Below are 20,756 nucleotides of genomic sequence, written 5' to 3' on the forward strand. Positions count from 1 at the left end.
GGCGCGGTCGATCTTCCCCACAGGAATGATGGAGACCGCATGCCGCTCACCGAGCACCTCCGCAACCGGGCCGCCGCCACGGCCGTCGCGGCCGTTGCCGCCGCCGCACTGGCAGCCACCGCCACCCCGGCCGCCTCCGCCGCCGAGCAGGCCGCGGACGCGACCCCCCGGGTCAGCGTCCTGTCGTACAACGTGTTCCTGTTCAGCAAGAGCCTGTACCCGAACTGGGGGCAGGACCACCGGGCCGCGGCGATACCGAGGACCTCCTTCTACCAGGGCCACGACGTGGTCGTGATCCAGGAGGCCTTCGACAACTCGGCCTCCGACGCGCTGAAGGCCAATTCGGCCGCGCAGTACCCGTACCAGACCCCGGTCGTCGGCCGCAGCAAGACCGGCTGGGACGCCACCGGCGGCGCGTACTCCTCCACCACCCCGGAGGACGGCGGCGTCACGGTCCTGAGCAAGTGGCCGATCGTGCGCAAGGAGCAGTACGTCTACAAGGACGCCTGCGGCGCGGACTGGTGGTCCAACAAGGGCTTCGCGTACGTGGTCCTGAACGTGAACGGCGCGAAGGTGCACGTGGTGGGCACGCACGCGCAGTCCACCGACCCGGGCTGCTCGGCGGGCGAGGCGGCGCAGATGCGCAGCCGCCAGTTCAAGAACATCGACGCCTTCCTGGACGCCAAGAACATCCCGGCGAACGAGCAGGTCATCGTGGCGGGCGACCTGAACGTGGACTCGCACACCCCGGAGTACAACACGATGCTGGCGGACGCGGGCCTGGCCGGCGCCGATGCGCGCACCGGCCACCCGTACTCCTTCGACACCCAGGACAACTCGATCGCGAAGGACCGCTACCCGACCGATCCGCGGGAGGACCTGGACTACGTCCTGCACCGCGCGGGTCACGCGCGGCCGGCCGGCTGGGCCAACGACGTGGTCAAGGAGCAGTCGGCTCCCTGGACCGTCTCCAGCTGGGGCACCTCCTACACGTACACGAACCTGAGTGACCACTACCCGGTGATCGGGCGCTAGACAGCACCCCGGACCAGGTGCCGCCGGCCGCGGGCAGGACCCGCGGCCGGACGTAGGCACCTCACACGGTTTCGAACGGCCCCGCGTACGGCCCCTCGTACAGGCCGTCGATGAGCTCCGCGTACTTCGCGCGCACCACCCGCCGGCGCAGCTTCAGGGAGGGGGTCAGCTCACCCGACTCCGGCCCCCACTCCTCCACGAGCAGCCGGTACCGCTTGATCTGCTCGGTGCGGTTGAGGCGGGCGTTGGCGACCTCGACGGCGCGGGCGATCTCCTCCCGGACCGCGGGGTGGGCGGCGAGTGCGGCCGGCGAGGTGTCCTCGATGCCCCGGGCCGCCGCCCAGGCGGGGGCCAGTTCGGCGTCCAGGACCAGCAGGGCGACCAGGTAGGAGCGGCCGTCGCCGTGCACCAGGGCCTGGCCGATCAGCGGGTGCTCCTTGACGGTGTTCTCCACCAGCGCCGGCGAGACGTTCTTGCCGGTGGAGGTGATGATCAGTTCCTTCTTGCGGTCGGTCAGCCAGAGGAAGCCGTCCTCGTCGAGGCGGCCGATGTCCCCGGTGGGGAACCAGCCTTCGGCGTCGGCGGCGCTCTCCACCGTTCCGTCGGGCCGCAGATAGCCGCCGAACACGGTCGCGCCGCGGGTGAAGATCTCCCCGTCCGCCGCCAGCCGCAGCTCCAGGCCCTCGATGGGCCGGCCCACCGAGCCCAGCCGGAACGCGTCCGGGCTGTTGACCGTGCAGACTCCGGAGGTCTCGGTGAGCCCCCACGCGTCCATGATGGTGATGCCCCAGCCGGCCCAGAAGCGGACCACGTCGATCGGCATCGGCGCGGTGGCGCTGGCCGTCCACACCAGCCGGTCGAGTCCGGCCAGGCCCAGCAGCGGGTCCAGCACCCGCTCCTTGGCCCGCCCGTAGGCCTCGGCGACCTCGGCGGGGACCTCCTCGCCGCGTTCGCGGTACCCGGCCCGCTCGCGGGCGAGGTCGTTGGCCGCCTCGATGGCGGTGCGCTGCTCCTCGGGCAGCTGCGCGAGGACCGCCCGGACCGACGCGGCGAGCTTCTCCCAGACCCGGGGCACGCCGAAGAACTGGACCGGGTGCAGCTCGCGCACGGCCGCCGAGACGGCGGCGGGGTCGGCGCACAGCCGGACGTGTGCCGCCCGCAGCAGCGGCAGGTAGATGCCCAGGATCCGCTCCGCGATGTGCGCGAACGGCAGGTAGCAGATGTGCTCGGCGTGCTCGGGCAGGTCCACGTGCCGGTCCAGGCGGACCGCCTGCAGCATGATGTTGCGGTGGGTGAGCCGTACGCCCTTGGGGTCGCCGGTGGTGCCGGACGTGTAGACGACGGTGAGCGGGTCCTCGGGCCGGGTCTCCTGCCAGGCCTTCTCGAAGGTGTCGGGGCGGTGCACCCGGGCGCCGCTCGCGTGCAGCGAGCCGTAGCTGCGGTGGCTGCCGGCGTCGGCGGGCTCGGCCACCACCAGGCGTTCCAGCGGGGTGTCCGGATCGTCCAGCAGCGGTTCCCAGCGGGCCAGTTCGCGGGCGCCCTCGACGACGGCGACCCGGGCCCGGCTGTGCCGGGCGATGTGGGCGATCTGCTCGGGCGCGGAGGTCCCGTACACGGTGACCGGGACGGCGCCGAGATGGACCAGGGCGAGGTCGCTGAGCCAGTGCTCGGGCCGGTTGCCCATCATGATCAGGACGTGGTCTCCGCGTTCCACGCCGAGAGCGGCGTAGCCGGAGGCGAGGACGGCCACTTTGCGGCGGACCTCGGACCAGGTGAGGGTCGACCAGCCGTCCCCCTCGCGCCAGGACAGCGCGGGCAGCTCGGGGTGGTCGGCGGCGTTGCGGGCGAGCAGCGCGGGGAGGGTGAGCTCGTCGGCGGGTGCGGGCAGTCGCAGGTTCGTCGTCATGGGCAGCTCCTGGCCGTTTCACATCGTTGGTGCGACAGCAATACTGTTGAACCTGAGGCGCAGTGATCAGAGAGCGAGGCACAGCCGATGAGCACCCAGGCGCAGGAGCCCACGCTCACCGTGGACGAACTCGCCGCGCGAGCCGGGGTCACCGTCCGTACCGTACGGTTCTACAGCACGCGCGGGCTTTTGCCCCCTCCCGTGATCGGACCCCGTCGGGTGGGCCACTACGGGCCGGAGCACCTGTCCCGGCTGGCGCTGATCGAGGAGCTCCAGCACCAGGGCATGACCCTGTCGGCGATCGAGCGCTATCTGGACGCGCTGCCGGACGACCTGAGCGCCCGCGACCTGGCCATCCACCGGGCGCTGGTGGCCAGCTGGGCGCCGGACGCGGCGGAGGAGACCTCGCGGGAGGAGCTGGAGCGGCGGGCCGGGCGGGTGCTGTCCGACACCGACATCCGGCGGCTGACGGCGATGAACGTGCTGGCGGCGGCGGGCGCGGGCTTCCGGGTGGAGCCGGGGCTGCTGCGGCTGGGGGTCGCACTGCTCGACGTACCGATCGCGCACGAGACGATCGTGGCGGCGCGCACGGTGCTGGTGGACCACGCCCGGAGCACGGCGCACGAGCTGACCCGGCTGTTCCGGGACGAGGTGTGGGGGCCGTTCACCGAAGGGGAGGACGACCCGGAGCGGGTGGAGTCGATGAAGGCGCTGTCCGCGCACATGCAGCCGATGGTGGTGCAGGCGCTGGTGACCGCCTTCCAGCGGTCGCTGCGGGACGAGCTGCGGGCGGCGTTCGCCCCGGAGGAGTGAGGGAACGCCGCCCGCGTCGGATCCTGCTTTCGGTCAGTCGGTGAAGGTCTCGCCGCGCTCGGCCTTCTCGACGAGGGAGGCGGGCGGGGTGAACCGCTCGCCGTACGTGGCGGCCAGTTCGCGGGCGCGGGCCACGAAGCCGGCCAGGCCGCCCTCGTAGCCGTTGATGTACTGGATCACGCCGCCGGTCCAGGCGGGGAAGCCGATGCCCATGATGGAGCCGATGTTGGCGTCGGCGACGGAGGTGAGCACGCCCTCGTCGAGGCAGCGGACGGTGTCCAGGGCCTCGGAGAAGAGCATCCGCTCCTTCATGTCCTCGAACGGGATCTCGTACCCGGGCTTGGCGAAGTGCTCGCGCAGCCCCGGCCAGATGCGGGCGCGCTTGCCGGTCTCGTCGTACTCGTAGAAGCCGGCCCCGCCGCTGCGGCCGGGGCGGTCGAACTCGTCGACCATGCGGTCGATGACGCCGTCCGCCGGGTGCTCGGTCCAGGCGCGGCCCTCGGCCTCGAAGGCCTTGCGGGTCTCGTTGCGGATCTTGCGCGGGAGGGTGAGGGTCAGTTCGTCCATCAGGGAGAGCACCTTGGCCGGGTAGCCGGCCTGGGCGGCGGCCTGCTCGATGGAGGCGGGCTCGATGCCCTCGCCGACCATCGCCACGCCCTCGTTGATGAACTGGCCGATGACCCGGGAGGTGAAGAAGCCCCGCGAGTCGTTGACCACGATGGGGGTCTTGGCGATCTGGCGGACCAGGTCGAAGGCGCGGGCGACGGCCTCGTCGCCGGTGCGCTCGCCCTTGATGATCTCGACCAGCGGCATCTTGTCGACGGGCGAGAAGAAGTGCAGGCCGATGAAGTCGGCGGGCCGCGAAACCCCTTCGGCGAGGCCGGTGATGGGCAGCGTGGAGGTGTTGGAGCAGAGCAGTGCGTCGGGGGCGACGTACTGCTGGACGTCCTGGAACACGCCGTGCTTGAGGGCGGCGTCCTCGAAGACGGCCTCGATGACGGCGTCGCATCCGGCGAGGTCGGTCATGTCGGCGGTCGGGGTGATCCGGTCCAGCAGCTCGGCCCGCTTGGCCTCCGTCGTACGGCCGCGGGCCAGGGCCTTGTCGAGCAGCTTCTCGGAGTACGCCTTGCCCTTCTCGGCGGCTTCGACGCTGACGTCCTTGAGGAGCACCTCGATGCCCGCCTTGGCGCAGGAGTAGGCGATGCCCGCGCCCATCATGCCGGCGCCGATGACGGCGACCTTGGTGACCTTGCGGGGCGGGATGCCCTGCGGGCGGCTGCGGCCGGCGTTGACGGCCTGGAGGTCGAAGAAGAACGCCTGGATCATGTTCTTCGCGGTCTGGCCGGTGACCAGCTCGGTGAAGTAGCGGGCCTCGATGGTGAGGGCGGTCTCGAAGTCGACCTGGGCGCCTTCGACGGCGCAGGCGAGGATGTTGCGCGGGGCCGGGTAGGGGGCGCCGTTCAGCTGCTTCTTCAGGCTGGCCGGGAAGGCGGGCAGGTTGGCGGCGAACTTCGGGTTCGAGGGGGTGCCGCCGGGGATCCGGTAGCCGGACACGTCCCAGGGCTGCTTCGACTCCGGGTTGGCGTCGATGAAGGCGCGCGCCTTGGCGATCATCTCCTCGGGGGTGGCGGCCAGTTCGTGGACCAGGCCGTTGTCCAGGGCGCGCTGCGGGTTGTACTGGGTGCCCTGGAGGAGGACCTTGAGGAGCGCGTCGGCGATGCCCATCAGGCGGACGGTGCGGGTGACGCCGCCGCCGGCCGGGAGGAGACCCAGGGTGACCTCGGGCAGGCCGATCTTGGTGCCGGGGGCGTCCAGGGCGATCCGGTGGTGGGAGGCCAGGCAGATCTCGTAACCGCCGCCGAGGGCGGTGCCGTTGATGGCGGCGACGACCGGCTTGCCGAGGGTCTCGATGCGGCGCAGCGAGCGCTTGATGGCGGTGCCGGTGTCGAAGGCGAGCTGTGCGTCCTCGGGGCGCAGCCGGATCATGTCCTTGAGGTCGCCGCCCGCGAAGAAGGTCTTCTTGGCGGAGGTGAAGATGATGCCCCGGATGGAGTCCTTCTCGGCCTCGGCGCGGTCGGCGATGGCCGCGATGGAGTCCTTGAAGGCCTGGTTCATCGTGTTGGCGGACTGGTCGGGGTCGTCGAGGACCAGGGTGACGACGCCGGTCTCGTCCTGTTCCCAGCGGATCGTGGTGGACTCGCTCATGTTCACTACTTTCGTGTCGGTCCGGGTCAGAGGTGGGATCAGGGATCAGGACGGATCAGATGCGTTCGACGACGGTGGCCACGCCCATGCCGCCGCCGACGCAGAGGGTGACGAGCCCGTAGCGCTTGTCCTGGCGCTCCAGTTCGTCGACGATCGTGCCGAGGATCATCGCGCCGGTGGCGCCGAGCGGGTGGCCGAGCGCGATGGCTCCGCCGTTGACGTTGACCTTGTCGAGGGAGACGCCCATGTCCTTGACGAAGCGCAGGACGACGCCGGCGAAGGCCTCGTTGATCTCGATGAGGTCGATGTCGTCGATGGTCAGTCCGGCCTTGGCGAGGGCCTTGCGGGTGGCGGGGGCGGGGCCGGTGAGCATGATGGTGGGCTCGGAGCCGGAGACGGCCGCCGAGACGATCCGGGCGCGGGGTGCGAGGCCGTTGCGCTCGCCCGCCTCGCGGGAGCCGATCGCGACGAGCGAGGCGCCGTCGACGATGCCGGAGGAGTTGCCCGCGTGGTGGACGTGGTCGATCTTCTCGATCCAGTGGTACTTCTGCAGGGCGACGGCGTCGAAGCCGCCGAGGTCGCCGATGTCCGCGAAGGACGGCTTCAGCTTGGCGAGGGTGTCCGCGGTGGTGCCCGGGCGGATGAACTCGTCGTGGTCCAGGACGACCAGGCCGTTGCGGTCGGTGACCGGGACCACGGACTTCGCGAAGCGGCCCTCCTTCACGGCCGTCGCGGCGCGCTCCTGGGACAGGGCGGCGTACTCGTCCACGTCGCGCCGGGAGAAGCCCTCGATGGTGGCGATGAGGTCGGCGCCGATGCCCTGCGGGACGAAGTTGACGTCCCAGTTGGTCATCGGGTCGTTGAACCAGGCGCCGCCGTCGGAGGCCATCGGGACGCGGGACATGGACTCCACGCCGCCGGCCAGGACCAGGTCCTCCCAGCCGGAGCGGACCTTCGCGGCGGCCAGGTTGACGGCCTCCAGGCCGGAGGCACAGAAGCGGTTCTCCTGTACGCCGGCCACGGTGTCGGGGAGTCCGGCCGCGATGGCCGCGATCCGGGCGATGTCGGAGCCCTGGTCGCCGACCGGGCCGACCACGCCGAGCACGATGTCGTCGATGGTGCCCGGGTCCAGCCCGGGGTTGCGCTCGCGGAGGGCGTGGATGAGGCCCACCACCAGGTCGACCGGCTTGGTGCCGTGCAGGGAGCCGTTGGCCTTGCCCCGGCCCCGCGGGGTGCGGATCGCGTCGTATACGTACGCTTCGGTGCTCACTGGTCAAGCCTTTCGGAGGTTTCTAAAAGGGGGGAGGTCAGCCGAGCAGGGAACGGCCGATGATCTCTTTCATGATCTCGGTCGTGCCGCCGTAGATGGTCTGGATGCGGCCGTCCGTGAAGGCCCGGGCGACCCGGTATTCGGTCATGTAGCCGTAGCCGCCGTGCAGTTGCAGACAGCGGTCGGCCACCCGCTTCTGGAGTTCCGTGGCCCACCACTTGGCCATCGAGGCGTGCACGTGGTCGAGTTCCCCGTTGGAGTGGTCGACGATGCAGCGGTCGAGGAAGGTGCGGGTCACCGCGCATTCGGTGGCCATCTCGGCGATCTCGAAACGGATGTGCTGGAGCTTGGCCAGCGGCCGTCCGAAGGCCTCGCGCTCCTTCACGTACTGCGTGGTGATCTCCAGCAGGTACTCGGCGGCGGCGATCCCGGCCATGGCGATGCCCATCCGCTCCTGCGCCAGGTTCGTCATCAGGTGGACGAACGCGCCGTTGAGCTCGCCGAGCAGGTTCTCCTTGGGGACGCGTACGTCGTTGAAGAACAGTTCGGCGGTGTCCTGGGCCTTCTGGCCGATCTTGTCGAGGTTGCGGCCGCGTTCGAAGCCGGCCGTACCGCGCTCGACCACCAGGAGGGACAGGCCGTGCGCCCCGCCCTCGGGCGTGGTGCGGGCGACCACGATGACGAGGTCGGCGAGGATCCCGTTCGATATGAAGGTCTTGGACCCGTTGAGCAGCCAGTGGTCGCCCCGGTCCTCGGCGCTGGTCCGGATGCCCTGGAGGTCGGAGCCGGCGCCCGGCTCGGTCATGGCGATGGCGGTGATCGTCTCGCCGGTGCAGAACCCGGGCAGCCACCGGCGCTTCTGCTCCTCGGTGGCCAGCGAGGTCAGGTAGGGGCCGATGATGTCGTTGTGCAGGCCGATGGCCAGGCCGGCGGCGCCCGCCCGGGTGAACTCCTCGGCGATCACCGCGGCGTACCGGAAGTCGCTGTTCCCGCCGCCGCCGTACTCCTCCGGCACGGCCAGGCCCAGCAGCCCCTGCCGGCCGGCCGCCCGCCAGGCCTCGCGGCTGACGATGCCGTCCTTCTCCCACTGCTCGTAGTACGGCGCCACCTCCTTGGTGAGGAAGGTGCGTACGGTCTCGCGGAACGCCTCGTGCTCCGCCTCGAAAATCCGGCGCTTCATACCGGGCCCCCTACAGCCAGTTCCTGACGGTTTCGATGATCCTGGCCGGTTCGGGGCCGACGGGCGTGACGTTGAGCATGGTCACGCCCGCCTCCCGGAAGGCCTCGATGCGCTCGCGTACGTAGCCCTCGGGCCCGCACAGCGTCATCAGCTCGCAGAACTCCTCGGGTACGGCCGCCGCCGCGTCCCGTTTGCGGCCGGCGAGGTAGAGCTCCTGGATCTCCCTGGCCTCCTTCCCGTACCCGTAGGCGACGGCCAGGTCGTTGTAGAAGTTCTTGCCCACGGCGCCCATGCCGCCGACGTACAGCGCGATCTGCGGGCGGGCCAGGTCCCGTACGGCGGCCGCGTCCTCTCCGATGGCGAGCAGTCCGCCCGCCACGGTCTGCAGCGGTCCGAGTTCGGCGGACCGCTTCGCCGCCCCCTCGGCCAGCGCGCTCCCCCACACGGCCGAGGCCTTTTCGGGGAGGAACAGGGTGGGCAGCCAGCCGTCGGCGACCTCCGCGGTCAGCGCCACGTTGGCCGGGCCGAGGGAGGCGATGTAGACGGGAATCGCCGGGCGCTCCGGCCGGGTGAGGATCTTCAGCGGCTTGCCGTGCCGGCCGCCCTTCTCCAGCGGCAGCGGCATGTCGGTGATGCCGTGGTTGTCGATGGTTTCGCGGCGCCAGATCCGGCGGCACAGGTCGACCGTCTCCCGGGTCCGGCCGAGCGGCCGGTCGTACGGCCTGCCGTGCCAGCCCTCGATCACCTGCGGGCCGGAGGCGCCGAGGCCGAGCAGGGCCCGGCCGCCGGACATCGCGTCCAGTCCGGCGGCGGTCTGCGCGATGAGTGCGGGGGTGCGGGAGTAGACGTTGAGGATCGCGGAGCCGATCTTCATCCGCTCGGTGCGGGCGGCCAGATACCCCATGATCGTCGGCGAGTCGAAGCCCCAGGCCTCGGCGACCCAGACGGCGTCGAGCCCGGCGGCCTCCAGCGCCGCCGCCTCGTCGGCGGCGCGGCGCGGATCGCCCGCGTAGTCGAGCAGCATGGACAGTTCCATCAGGCGTCCTTCCCGGGCCCGGCCAGCGCCGGTACGTCCCAGTCTCGCGCGACCGCCTCGGTGTCCGCGCCGGGCAGGGCCGGGCCTCCGGTGACCACGGCCGGGGTGGCGGAGAACCGGGGTGCGGGGGCGGGCTGGACGATCCCGGCGGCCTCGGTGAAGGTGCCGCGGGCCGCGAGGTGCGGGTGCTCGGGCGCCTCGCGGAGGGAGAGCACCGGGGCCACACAGGCGTCGGTGCCCTCGAAGACGGCCGTCCACTCGTCGCGCGTGCGGGTCTTGAACCGGGCGGCGACGGCCTCGCGGAGCTCGCCCCAGCGGGCCAGGTCCTTGCGGGCGGGGGCCCGGTCGGCGATCCCGAGCAGCTCGGTGAAGGTGTCGTAGAACTGCTGCTCCAGCGCGCCGACGGCCATGTACTGGCCGTCGGCGGTCTCGTAGGTGCCGTAGAAGGGGCAGCCGCCGTCGAGCAGGTTCGCGCCGCGCCGGTCCTGCCAGCCGCCGGCCGCCATCATCCCGTGGATCATCGCGGTGAGGTGGGCGGTGCCGTCGACGATGGCCGCGTCCACGACCTGGCCGGTGCCGCCGGGGGTGCGGGCGTGCTGGAGGGCCGCGAGGACGCCGATGACCAGGTAGAGGGAGCCGCCCGCGTAGTCGCCGACCAGGTTGGCGGGGACGGCCGGGGGCTCGCCCGGGTTGCCGATCATGCCCAGCGCGCCGGTGACGGCGATGTACGCGATGTCGTGGCCGGCGGTGTGGGCGAGCGGGCCGTCCTGGCCCCAGCCGGTCATCCGGCCGTACACCAGCCGGGGGTTGCGGGCGTGGCAGTCGGCCGGGCCGACCCCGAGCCGCTCGGCGACCCCGGGCCGGAACCCCTCGATCAGGACGTCGGCCCGCTCGGCCAGGTCCAGTACCCGGGCGGGCCCTTCGGGGGCCTTCAGGTCGATCAGTACGGAGCGTTTGTTGCGGTTGGTGACGTCGTAGGCGGGGTTGACGGCGAGCCCGCCGCCGCCGGGCCGGTCCACCCGTACGACGTCGGCGCCGAGGTCGGCGAGGAGCATGGCGGCGAAGGGGCCGGGGCCGATCCCCGCCAGTTCGACCACCCGCAGCCCGGCCAGCGGGCCGTTCCCTGTCCCTGCCATCGAGCCCCCAGCGTCCGCGTCGCGACTGTGTGACACAACCGATGTAACACCAGCGATGCTAGGAACGCGTTCCACTCAGCACAAGAGCAAGCGCTTAGTCGTTTTGCCTCGTTGCGCCTTCCGGCGGTCTGCTCCTAGTGCCACATCAGGCAACCTTTGCCCTGTAGCCGCCTGGGGTCTCCTCAGTTCGGCGCCGCTCCCCTCGTGGCCTTCGCTGGTCGGGAGACCGGGCCGGGGGCCGTTCCTCACGTACCTCGCAATCCTCCTCGCGGGCGGCGTCGCCATGCTGCAGTGGATGCTGGCCCGGCATACACGGCACGGCGGCGCGCTCCTCGACCGGCTGCGCCGCGAGCATGCCCGGGTCCGGCAGGCGAGCGAGCAGGAACCGGTCGAACTGTTGCTGAGCGTCGCGCTGTTCGGAGCGACGGTGCTGCGCGGGCAGCTCCCTCGGTTCACCGCGGAGAGCGGGCTGCTGACCGGGCCGAGGGAGCCCGTGGACCGGGGCGGCGGCGCAGGAGAGGGTTTCATCAGCTGCTGCGGGTAGACGTCCGACCGCTACGGCACGTCGCCGCCGGGAGGTTCCCTTCATCCCGATGCTGCGGCGGCCGCCGCCATGCCCCGAATGCGGTCCGGATTCCGCCCTGTCCGCCCTGAGCCCCCTCCACTATCTTGATCATTGCGTTGACAACAGGGGGTGGGCGCAATGCCCGGGGGGACCTGCCGATGACCGAGTTCCGGCTGCTGGGACCGGTCGAGGCATGGCGTGACGGGGGACAGCTGGCCATCGCGGGCAGGAAGCCGCGGGCACTGCTCGCGGCACTGCTGCTCGAGCGCGGACAGGTGGTGTCGGCCGAGACGCTGATCGACAGGGTGTGGGGCGACTCTCCTCCCGACAGCGCGCGGACCCTGGTCCAGACGTATGTGTGGGCACTGCGCCGCGCCCTCGGTGATGTGATCGAGACCAGGCCGGCCGGGTATCGGATCCGGGTGGCACCCGCCGGGACGGACCGGGACCGCTTCGCGGAGCTGGCCGCCCAGGGCAGCGAGGCGGCCGCGGACGGCCGACACGCAGAGGCCGCCGCGCTGTTCACCCGAGGCCTCGGCCTGTGGCGTGGTCCGGCACTGGGAGGGATCGGCGTGGCTCTCGGCGCCGCTGCCGCCGGCCTGGACGAGGAACGCCTGGCCGTGATGGAGCAGCGGGCTCAGGCGCAGCTCGACGCGGGCACACCGGTTGATCTCGCCGAGCTGCAGGCCCTTGTCGCCGCCCACCCGACGCGCGAGCGCGCCAGGAGACACCTCATGCTGGCCCTGCACCGGGCCGGCCGGCATGCCGAGGCCCTGGAGGTGTTCGCGCAGGGGCGGCAAGCGCTCGCCGACGAGCTCGGCGTCGAGCCCGGTCCGGACTTGCAGGCCCTTCACGTGTCGATCCTCCGGGCGGGCGGCGACCCCACCGGCCACGCGTCGGCCCCGACCGCCGCGTGCGGCGGTGAAGCGGAAGGCGAAACGGGCGGAGAGCGCGGTGCAGGCGTCCCGGAAGTGGTGCCCGTGCCGGCCCTCCTCCCGCCGGCCACCGCGGACTTCACGGCCCGCGCCCGGCCTCTCGCGGAGCTGGTGCGCCACCTCGTCGGCGCGGGCGGGGACACTCCCTCCACCCGAACCGCCCTGCCCGTCTGCGTCGTCTCCGGTACCGGCGGGGTGGGCAAGTCGGCGCTCGCCGTCGAAGCCTCACACCGGACGGCCCAGGCCTACCCCGACGGCCACCTCTACGCAGACCTGAGCGGCGCCACCACCCCCGCCACCCCCGAAGAGGTGCTCGCCCGGTTCCTGCGCGCCCTCGGCCGACCGGTCCCCGACAGCCTGCACGAGCGCGTGGACCTGTACCGCACCACCCTTGCGGGCCGCCGGATGCTGCTCGTACTGGACGACGCCGACTCCGAGGCACAGGTCCGCCCGCTGCTGCCGGGTGCCGCCTCCTGCGCCGTCCTGGTCACCTCCCGCAGCAGGCTCCCCGCACTGACGGGTGCGCACCGCCTCGAACTCGATGTCCTCGGCCCCGCCGAGGCCGTCGCCCTGCTCGCCAGGGTGGCCGGAGCGGAACGGGTCGCGGCCGAGCCCGCCGCGGCCCAGTCCATTGCCCGGCTGTGCGGCCATTTGCCGCTCGCCCTGCGGACCGCCGGGGCGCGCCTGGCCACACGCCGCCACTGGACCCTGCACACCCTGGTCGAGCGGCTCTCGGACGAGCACCGGCGCCTCGACGAACTGGCCGTGGGAGACATCGCCGTCCGTGCCAGCGTGGCTCTCAGCTATGAAGCCCTGGACGACCGGGCCCGCCGTGCCTTCCGCCTCCTGGGCGCCCTCGGCGTACCGGACTTCGCGCCCTGGCTCGTGACGGCCCTGCTGGACACCGACCCCCGCACCGCCGACGACACCGTCGAGCGGCTGACCGACGCCCACCTGCTGTCCGTCGCGTCGGGCGGACACGGCGCCGGGCTCCGCTACCGGCTGCACGACCTGCACCGGGTGTACGCCGCCGAGCGGGCGGCCGCCGAGGACGCCCCCCAGCTGGTGAGGGACGCCGCCACCCGCGCGCTCGGTTCGTGGCTCTGGCTGATCCGCCGGCATGCCGCGGCAGCCCCCTCCGGCGAGCTCGAGATGTGCGCCCACTACACGACGGCGCGGGCCGGAGCACCAGTCGCCGAGGACGCTGCCGCATGGTACGAGTCCGAGGCGGCGGCCTTGGTGGCCGCCGTGGAGCGGGCCGCAGCCCTCGACCTCGACCTCCCCGCGCGCGAAGTGGCCCTCGCGCTCGGCTCCTCCTCCTTCGGCGTGGCCAACCGCTTCGAGGAGTGGTGGCGTACGCACGACGCGGCCATCGCGGCCACCCGGCGTGCCGGGGACCGCTCCGGAGAGGCGATGCTGCTCGCCGGTCTCGGGCAACTGCGCTACTCCCAGGACCGCTACGGCGAGGCCCTGACGTACTTCGAACAGGCCAGGGCCCTCGTGGAGAAGACGGACGATCTGCGGGGCCTGGCCGTCGTGCTCGCCGGGACCGGCAGCGTCCACCGTGAACAGGGGCGGTTCGCCGCCGCCCGCGCCGCGCTCTCCCGCGCTGCGGAAGGGTTCCGTGTCTCCCGCGACGATGCAGGGCTGGGATACGCCTCCCGTCTCGCAGCCTCGGTCGACCTGGAGCAGGGCCGCCACGAGCAGGCCCTGACCACGCTCGAGGAAGCGCACAGCGCCTACCGTCGGCTCGGCAGCCGCCGGGGCGTGGCGCTCACGCTGCGGACCACGGGCCTGGTCCACCGCGCGCTCGGCAACCACCCTGCCGCCGAGCACCTGTTCGAACAGGCGCTCGGGATGCTGCAGGACCTGGGCGACGAGCTGATGATCGCCTACACCCGGCAAGCCCTGTCCAAGACCCGGATCCGCCTCGGCACCGCCACACTGCCTCCGCTCCTGGACGCCCTGGCCGTCTGCCGGGCCCACCACGACACCCTGGGCGAGGGCATGGTGCTGCGCACGCTCGGCGAGTTCCATATCGCGGCGGGCCGCCCCGAGCAGGCCGCAGGGCCGTTGCTCCATGCGCTGCGCGTCTGGGAGCCGCTCGGGGTACCCCTCTTCAGGGCGCGGGCCATGCGTGATCTCGCGGAGGTGCGCGAGGCGGAGGAGGCCTACGCGGAGGCGGCCGTGCTCCGTGCCGAAGCTCTGGCCGTGTTCACCGAGCTGGAGGCCCGTGAGCAGGCGGAATCCCTCGTGTGGTGAGCCGGTTACCGGCCCGCTCCGGTACCTCCGCTGGGCACCTGGAGAAAACCTGGACCAGCCTGCGGCAGCCTTCGGTCATCGAGGCCCAACGGGGTCCTTACACACGGAGGCTGACTGATGCTCGCCCACCTGCACACCCGGACACGCCGACTCGCAGCCACCGCCCTCGTCACCGTGTGCACCGCCGGTGCCCTGACGGTTGCCCCGCAGTCCATGGCTGCGCCGTCGGCACAAACCGCCGCCCGGTCCGCGGCGCAGGCCGCGTCCGCCGCGACGGCGGCCCCGGGCAGCGGAGCCCGGATCGCGGAGGTGGCGCTGGCCGAACTGGCGAACCCGCACGGCTGCACGTACTACTCGGGGAACGGGAGCTGCCCCCCGTGGTGCGCGGTCTTCGCCAAATGGGTCTGGCGCACGGCCGGGGTGACCGATCTCAACCACCTCGACCCGTGGGCGGACAGCTTCCTGAACTACGGGAACGACCGGCTTTTCAACACACCGCAGGTCGGCGACGCGGCCGTCTACGACAACGCGGGCCGGGACAGCGACCACGTGAACATCGTCGTGGCCGTCTCGGCGGACGGCTCCCAGATCAAGACGGTGGGCGGCAACGAGAGCGGCCGGGTCGAGTCGTACAACAACGGCCAGTTCTTCGACTGGCGGCGGCAGGGCCCTGCCGGCCCGGTGACCAAGTTCGTCCGGGCCCGAGGCGCCGACACCACGCAGCCGTTCGGCGCGGGGGTGCGGGAGGTCATGGGGGACTGGAACGGCGACGGGGTCGACACTCCGGGGATCTACCGGGGCAACCACTTCGCGCTGCGGAACTCCAACAACGCCGGGTACTCCGACATCGACTTCACGTACGGCAACGGCGGGGACTGGATACCGATCGCCGGTGACTGGGACGGTGACGGCAAGGACGAGGTCGGCGTGTACATGCCGGATTCGGGCACCTTCGCCCTGCGCTCCAACACCAACCCCGGACAGGAGATCACGACGTCCTTCCGGTACGGCAACGGCGGGGACTGGCTGCCGCTGGTCGGTGACTGGGACGGTGACGGCAAGGACGAGGTGGGCGTGTACATCCCGCAGTCGGGCGTCTTCGCGCTGCGCTCCAACACCAACCCGGGACAGGAGATCACCAACTCCTTCATGTACGGCAACCCCAACTGGGTGCCGACCGCGGGTGACTGGGACGGTGACGGCAAGGACGAGGTGGGCGTGTACATCCCGCAGTCGAGCGTCTTCGCGCTGCGCTCCAACACCAACCCGGGACAGGAGATCACCAACTCCTTCATGTACGGCAACCCGTACTCGCTCCCGCTGGCCGGTGACTGGAACCACGACGGCAAGGACGAAGTCGGCGTTTTCTTCCGGGAGTCCGCCGTTTTCGCACTGCGGTCCAACACGGTTCCCGGACAGGAGATCACCAACGCCTTCCAGTACGGCAACCCCCGCTGACCCGCTGACCTCGAGAGACGATCCGGACGAGGGAGAAGAGAATGAACACGAGGAAGAAGAGCCTGCGCAGGGCCCTGGTGAGGGGCGGCGCCATGGCGGCGGTGCTCGGTACCTCACTCGCCGCGGCTCCGCAGGCCGCCGCAGACGGCTGCTCCTCCTGGTAGGAGACTAGTGTCCTGGGCCGGAAGTTCCTAGGCAGTTCTGGCTGAGCTGTGAACGGTTGACGTGCCTGGCTGGCGTCCGGAAGCCGGTCATCGAGGGCGCGCAGATCTACCAACAGATTACTGGCGCAGGACACTTGCCCTTCAGTTGTAGTTCGACATTTGGGCTGGACAAGAGGCTGGACCTGACGGCAGCGGCCACATGGGGGCACCACCCCGCGGCCCCGGGTCACCCACGGCGACGATGGTGTCCGGGTCGTAGGCGCCCCGGGCGGCCGCCGCACCGATGACGACCAGCTCAGCGCAGGGGCCTCAGGTGAAGTGGTGGGCGTTCACCGCGGTGACGATCCGGCCGTCCGGGGCGCAGACCGCAGCCCCCATGGTGTGGTTGTCGCCCTGGCAGCAGACGATCGCGATCCGCACTTCTCGGGGGTAGAGGGTGCGGAGATAGCGGCAGAACTCCAGGAAGTGTGTGCGCCGCTTGACCGGTTTGATGTGGCCGTAGAGCTTGTCCTTGGCCAGGTCGTAGGCCGCGAACAGGTGCCGCACTCCGCCGTAGCGGATCACGTCCCGGACCCGGCCATCGCTGGTGAACGACACCTCGGCGATCTCCGCCACCGGCATGCCCTGCGCGGACAGCAGCACCATCTGGGCCCGCCGCCAGGTCACCACCGACCCGGTGCCCCTGCGGATGATCCGCAGCAGCAGCCGCCCCTCGTCATCGTCGATCTCGCGCACGCGTACTCGTTCCGCCACCCCGACAGGGTGACCGTCACGCGCCGCCCGGCACAGCACCGGTACGTCACGTCACGTCACGTCACGTCACGTCACGTCACGTCACGTCACAAGGGCAAACGTTGCCTGATGCGGCACTAGCGGTCTGCCTCGATCCTCGCGTCCAGCTCCTTGATGTGCCGCTTCAGAGCCACCGTCCGGTAGCTCTCCTCCACCCACTCGCACAGCACCTCGGCGCTCGGCGCCCCCTTCTCCCCCAAGGGCACCGACACCCAGCCGGCCTTCCCCAGCCCGTACCCGCTGGGCTCGGCCCCCGGAGCGGTCATGGCGTGGCCGTGCAGCGACTCGTCCTTGAGCTTCACGGACAGGCCCGGCGGCTGCGGCCCGTCCGCGTTCCCCAGGAAGACGAAGATCTTCTTGTTGACCTTCACCACGCAGTCCTCCGGCCCCCACGGGAACTCCTCCACCGCCTCGGGCAGCCCCAGGGCGAACTCCCGCACCGCTTCCCACTTGCGCACCGCAGCCTTCACCGGGACACCTCCACTTACCGCAGGTCACACCTGCCCGAACGAACAGCCCGAGCTCACGCTAGCCTCAGCCACCGACACCAGCTGGGAGGAGCGGGGATGAACAGACAGGACGCACCGGAACGCACGTACGACGTCGTGCTCTTCGGGGCGACCGGGTTCGTGGGGGCGCTGACCGCGGAGTACCTCGCCGCGCACGCGCCGGCCGGCTGCCGGTGGGCCCTCGCGGGACGGGACACCGGCAAACTCGAACGGCTCCGCGAACGGCTCACCGCACGGCACCCGCACTGCGCGGACCTGCCCCTGCTGCGCGCGGACGCCACCGACGCCGCAGCGGTCCGGGAACTCGCCGCCGCCACCCGGGTGCTGGCCACCACCGTCGGCCCCTACGTCTGGTACGGCGCGGAACTGGTCGCGGCCTGCGCCGAGGCCGGCACCGACTACCTGGACCTCACCGGCGAACCGGAGTTCGTGGACCGGATGTACGTCGAGCACGACGCGCGGGCCCGGGAGACCGGGGCGCGCCTCGTGCACGCCTGCGGATTCGACTCCATCCCCGCCGACCTGGGCGCCTGGTTCACCGTCCGGCAGCTGCCCGAAGGGGTCCCGCTGACCGTCGACGGGTTCATGCGGGGCGGCGGACTGTTCTCCGGCGGAACCTTCGCCTCGGCGCTCACCGCCCTCGGCCGCGGCCCGCAGACCCTGAGCGCGGCCCGGGAACGCCGGCTCCACGAACCCCGGCTGCTGGGCCGCCGGGCCCGCGGACCGGTCGGCGCCCCCCGGTTCAGCCGCGAGACCGGCGCCTGGGCGCTGCCGCTGCCCACCCTTGACCCGCAGATCGTGGCCCGCTCGGCGGCCGCGCTGGAACGCTACGGGCCGGACTTCCGCTACCGGCACTACGCCTCGGTCGCCCATCTGCCGGTGGCGGTGGGCGGCGTGGCCGCGGTGGGCGCGTTGGCGGCACTGGCCCAGGTCCCGGCCGCCCGCAACTGGCTGATGAACCGCTGGGAACCGGGCCAGGGTCCGGACGCGGAGCGGCGGGCCCGCAGCTGGTTCAGCGTCCGGTTCGTCGGCAAGGGCGGCGGCCAGCGGGTGTTCACCGAGGTCACGGGCGGCGACCCGGGCTACGGGGAGACCGCGAAGATGCTGGCCGAGTCGGCGCTGTGCCTGGCGTACGACGAACTGCCCGCGCGCGCAGGCCAGCTGACCACCGCGGTGGCGATGGGGGACGCGCTGCTGGAGCGGCTCCAGAAGGCCGGGATCCGCTTCCGGGTGGCGGATGTTCGCTGAGGTGGCGGATGCCCGCTGAGGCGTCCGGATCCGCCGGACCGGCGGACCCGCGCCCGGCGCGCCCGGCTCAGCCGGCTTCCCGCAACGCCTTGCGGCACAGGGAGTCGGCGAGCCGGGTGGTCTCGGGAATCCGGTAGCGGGGGCTGAGGGCGAGGGCGTGCGCACAGGCGTTGTCGAGCGAGACCCGGTGTCCGACGGACACGTAGACGGGCTTGACGCCGTCCTGGGTGCGCACCGCCCGGCCGACCTCGGCGCCGTCGGCGGCGCGCAGCGGCGAGGTGCTGCCGCGGCGCTCGCCCGGCTCCTCGTAGGTGAAGGTGAACGGGTTCTTCGCCACGCCCATGGCGGGCAGTCCGGTCACCACGCCGAGGTGGCAGGCCAGCCCGAAGCGGCGCGGGTGGGCCAGACCGTAGCCGTCGCACACGACCAGGTCGGGGGTGGCGGTCAGGGCGTCGAGGGCGGCCAGCACGGTGGGCAGCTCCCGAAAGGCCAGCAGGCCGGGCACGTAGGGGAAGCTGACGTGCCCGACGGCCGTCGCCTCCTCCACCACGTCCAGGGTGGCCGCGTCGATGACCACGGCGGCGGCCGCCACCAGGTCGCGCTCGTCGTCGTAGGCGACGTCCACCCCGGCGACGAGCCCCTGCCCGACGCCCGGCCCGGCCTCGCCGAACACCACCCGACTACGCAATTCGTCTTGTATCGCCCGGGCCTCGGCCTCGTCGGCGGGGGTCTTCACGCTCGTCATGATGGTCCGAGGGTAGCCTGACGATCATGTTCGTAATGGAGTTGACCTACACCGCGCCCATCGAGGACGTCGAGGCCGAGATGGACGCGCACATCGCCTGGCTGAACGGCTACTACGCGCAGGGCATCTTCCTGGCCTCGGGCCGCAAGGTCCCGCGCGACGGCGGCGTCATCCTGGCGGGCGGCGTCCCCCGCCCCGAGATCGAGAAGATCGCCGAGGAGGACCCGTTCGTGGTGGCGGGGGTCTGCGAGTACCGCATCACGGAGTTCATCGCGACGAAGACGTCGGCGGACCTGGCGACGGTACGGGAGACGCCGGCGGCCTGACACGCCTGCGGTCTCGGGCAGGCGGTCCGAGGCCGGGACCGCCGGGTTGGCGGATTGCCGGGCCGCCGGGTGGCGGGGCGCCGGCCTGGGCTAAACCCTCCCGCCGTCGGGCGACCGACGGACCACGACGAGTTCGGAGCGGACCAGTTCCAGGAGGCGGCCCAGCCAGTTGCGGCCGTCCGGGGCGTCTCTCCAGAAGGAAGAGACGGAACTGCCGGTGTAGCTGAGCCGCGCGTCCCCGGTGGAGAGGAGGATCTCCGCCAGTTCCGCGTGCTGGGCGAATTTGGCGCGCAGGAGATCGGCCATGAGGGACAGGCGGATCGCGGACGGGTCTTCATGGCCGGTGAGGGACGCGTAGGCCTCGGTGACCGAGGGGTAGGTCTCGTTGCCGATGACCACGGCCGACGGATATTCGTTGCGCAGCACGAAGAGATCGAGGGTTTCGGGCCATCCCTGGGGATGGACCGTTTCGTGGAGGGTCAGGGCGGGGCGGGACGGGCCGACCGGATCGTCGGGGTAACGGATCCGCTCGGTGCTCGCTGCCCCGTCCGCACGGATGAAGTAGTCCAGGGTCTGCTGGTGCATGAAGGCCGTGACCACGGGGCCGTCACCGTCCACGGGCTGTCCGATGTCCGTGGCGAGTATGCGCAGCGGACGGTCCTGGCGGTCCATGTCGCCGAGGACGTGGATGCGGCGGTGCGGCGGGACGTTCCGGTACGCCTGCCGCAGGGCGAGGCGGTTGGATTCCGTGGGCTCGTCCCGGTAACGGCGAATCGCATCCCAGCAGCGGTCCGCAGTGGTCGGGCGCCCGTTGAGCGCCTCGATCCGGTCGGCGACCTCGAGGACGAAGCCTTCCGGCGTCAGGGGTTCGCCTCGGCGCGACCGCCATTTCGACGGTTCCACCGGCAGATCGCCCCGTCCGGGTTCGGTCGCCGAGATCCGGCCCGAGGCCAACAGGCGGCCCAGCCCGGCGATATCGGTGAGTTCCTCGCAGCCGATCGCCCCGTCCGCGAAGACGAGCAGGTCGTCGACGTAGTACGTGCCGCTCCAGCCACGGCGCCAGACATGCCGCCACAGACCCTCGATCCGCTCCCCGTCGACCACTCGATACGTCGGTCCCCGCCACGTCATGACGAGCACGTTATCGCCGCGCACCCGGGCCCCCGCCACT

General features: G+C 71.7%; 17 protein-coding genes and 1 pseudogene. 8 read left to right on the forward strand and 10 right to left on the reverse strand.

Going from position 1 to position 20,756, the window contains the following annotated elements:
* Positions 1–39 precede the first annotated feature (39 nt).
* Positions 40–1,035: a sphingomyelin phosphodiesterase gene (gene sph / locus AB0447_RS08040; RefSeq protein WP_366475692.1), complete on the forward strand. Its 996-nt coding sequence runs from the start codon at positions 40–42 to the stop codon at positions 1,033–1,035.
* A 61-nt stretch (positions 1,036–1,096) separates the two neighbouring features.
* Here sph and AB0447_RS08045 read toward each other — a convergent pair whose 3' ends face one another.
* Positions 1,097–2,941, reverse strand: coding sequence for an AMP-dependent synthetase/ligase (locus tag AB0447_RS08045; protein WP_366475693.1), 1,845 nt, complete (start codon positions 2,939–2,941; stop codon positions 1,097–1,099).
* An 87-nt stretch (positions 2,942–3,028) separates the two neighbouring features.
* Here AB0447_RS08045 and AB0447_RS08050 point away from each other — a divergent pair, with 87 nt between their 5' ends.
* Positions 3,029–3,754 carry a MerR family transcriptional regulator gene (locus AB0447_RS08050; protein WP_366475694.1) on the forward strand — a complete coding sequence of 242 codons (726 nt, stop codon included), beginning with the start codon at positions 3,029–3,031 and terminating at the stop codon, positions 3,752–3,754.
* Between the two features lie 33 nt (positions 3,755–3,787).
* Here the strand turns inward: AB0447_RS08050 and AB0447_RS08055 are convergent, their stop codons facing one another.
* The 5 genes from AB0447_RS08055 to AB0447_RS08075 are packed head-to-tail and all read right to left on the reverse strand — an operon-like array spanning position 3,788 to position 10,581.
* Positions 3,788–5,959 carry a 3-hydroxyacyl-CoA dehydrogenase NAD-binding domain-containing protein gene (locus AB0447_RS08055; protein ID WP_366475695.1) on the reverse strand — a complete coding sequence of 724 codons (2,172 nt, stop codon included), beginning with the start codon at positions 5,957–5,959 and terminating at the stop codon, positions 3,788–3,790.
* A 55-nt stretch (positions 5,960–6,014) separates the two neighbouring features.
* Complete coding sequence (locus tag AB0447_RS08060; protein ID WP_366475696.1) at positions 6,015–7,229, reverse strand: acetyl-CoA C-acetyltransferase; 1,215 nt, start codon at positions 7,227–7,229, stop codon at positions 6,015–6,017.
* Between the two features lie 37 nt (positions 7,230–7,266).
* A complete protein-coding gene (locus AB0447_RS08065; protein WP_366475697.1) occupies positions 7,267–8,409 on the reverse strand; it encodes an acyl-CoA dehydrogenase family protein in 1,143 nt (380 codons plus the stop codon).
* Between the two features lie 10 nt (positions 8,410–8,419).
* Positions 8,420–9,445, reverse strand: a complete 1,026-nt coding sequence (locus AB0447_RS08070; protein ID WP_366475698.1) for an LLM class F420-dependent oxidoreductase — start codon at positions 9,443–9,445, stop codon at positions 8,420–8,422.
* Positions 9,445–10,581, reverse strand: a complete 1,137-nt coding sequence (locus AB0447_RS08075; RefSeq protein ID WP_366475699.1) for a CaiB/BaiF CoA-transferase family protein — start codon at positions 10,579–10,581, stop codon at positions 9,445–9,447. Before AB0447_RS08075 ends, AB0447_RS08070 begins: the two co-directional genes overlap by 1 nt.
* A 283-nt stretch (positions 10,582–10,864) precedes the next feature.
* Here AB0447_RS08075 and AB0447_RS08080 point away from each other — a divergent pair, with 283 nt between their 5' ends.
* From AB0447_RS08080 to AB0447_RS08095, 4 genes are all read left to right on the forward strand, one after another.
* Entirely contained in the window at positions 10,865–11,125 is a 261-nt protein-coding gene (locus AB0447_RS08080) for a hypothetical protein (RefSeq protein ID WP_366475700.1), read from the forward strand.
* 179 nt (positions 11,126–11,304) lie between these two features.
* A complete protein-coding gene (locus tag AB0447_RS08085; RefSeq protein WP_366475701.1) occupies positions 11,305–14,343 on the forward strand; it encodes a BTAD domain-containing putative transcriptional regulator in 3,039 nt (1,012 codons plus the stop codon).
* 117 nt (positions 14,344–14,460) lie between these two features.
* Positions 14,461–15,801 carry a CHAP domain-containing protein gene (locus tag AB0447_RS08090; RefSeq protein WP_366475702.1) on the forward strand — a complete coding sequence of 447 codons (1,341 nt, stop codon included), beginning with the start codon at positions 14,461–14,463 and terminating at the stop codon, positions 15,799–15,801.
* A gap of 41 nt (positions 15,802–15,842) precedes the next feature.
* Entirely contained in the window at positions 15,843–15,965 is a 123-nt protein-coding gene (locus AB0447_RS08095) for a hypothetical protein (protein ID WP_366475703.1), read from the forward strand.
* 399 nt (positions 15,966–16,364) lie between these two features.
* On the opposite strand, the pseudogene AB0447_RS08100 reads toward AB0447_RS08095, so the two are convergent.
* Both AB0447_RS08100 and AB0447_RS08105 read right to left on the reverse strand, forming a co-directional pair.
* Positions 16,365–16,718 (reverse strand): annotated as a pseudogene (locus tag AB0447_RS08100) (hypothetical protein); the annotation flags it as partial.
* Positions 16,719–16,834: 116 nt separating this feature from the next.
* The gene (locus AB0447_RS08105; protein WP_366475704.1) at positions 16,835–17,227 is read right to left on the reverse strand and encodes an MmcQ/YjbR family DNA-binding protein; all 393 of its coding nucleotides are present in this window, start codon (positions 17,225–17,227) and stop codon (positions 16,835–16,837) included.
* Positions 17,228–17,323: 96 nt separating this feature from the next.
* On the opposite strand from AB0447_RS08105, the gene AB0447_RS08110 reads away from it, so the two are divergent.
* Positions 17,324–18,514 (forward strand): saccharopine dehydrogenase NADP-binding domain-containing protein, encoded by a 1,191-nt coding sequence (locus tag AB0447_RS08110; protein ID WP_366475705.1) that lies wholly within the window; start codon positions 17,324–17,326, stop codon positions 18,512–18,514.
* A gap of 67 nt (positions 18,515–18,581) precedes the next feature.
* On the opposite strand, the gene AB0447_RS08115 is transcribed toward AB0447_RS08110, so the two are convergent.
* Positions 18,582–19,259 (reverse strand): endonuclease V, encoded by a 678-nt coding sequence (locus tag AB0447_RS08115; RefSeq protein ID WP_366475706.1) that lies wholly within the window; start codon positions 19,257–19,259, stop codon positions 18,582–18,584.
* 26 nt (positions 19,260–19,285) lie between these two features.
* Here AB0447_RS08115 and AB0447_RS08120 point away from each other — a divergent pair, with 26 nt between their 5' ends.
* Positions 19,286–19,585: a YciI family protein gene (locus tag AB0447_RS08120; protein ID WP_366475707.1), complete on the forward strand. Its 300-nt coding sequence runs from the start codon at positions 19,286–19,288 to the stop codon at positions 19,583–19,585.
* Between the two features lie 90 nt (positions 19,586–19,675).
* Here AB0447_RS08120 and AB0447_RS08125 read toward each other — a convergent pair whose 3' ends face one another.
* Positions 19,676–20,716: an NADAR family protein gene (locus AB0447_RS08125; protein WP_366475708.1), complete on the reverse strand. Its 1,041-nt coding sequence runs from the start codon at positions 20,714–20,716 to the stop codon at positions 19,676–19,678.
* Positions 20,717–20,756: the final 40 nt, after the last annotated feature.

It is taken from the genome of Streptomyces sp. NPDC051211, from assembly GCF_040689505.1.
Taxonomy (GTDB): Bacteria; Actinomycetota; Actinomycetes; order Streptomycetales; family Streptomycetaceae; genus Streptomyces.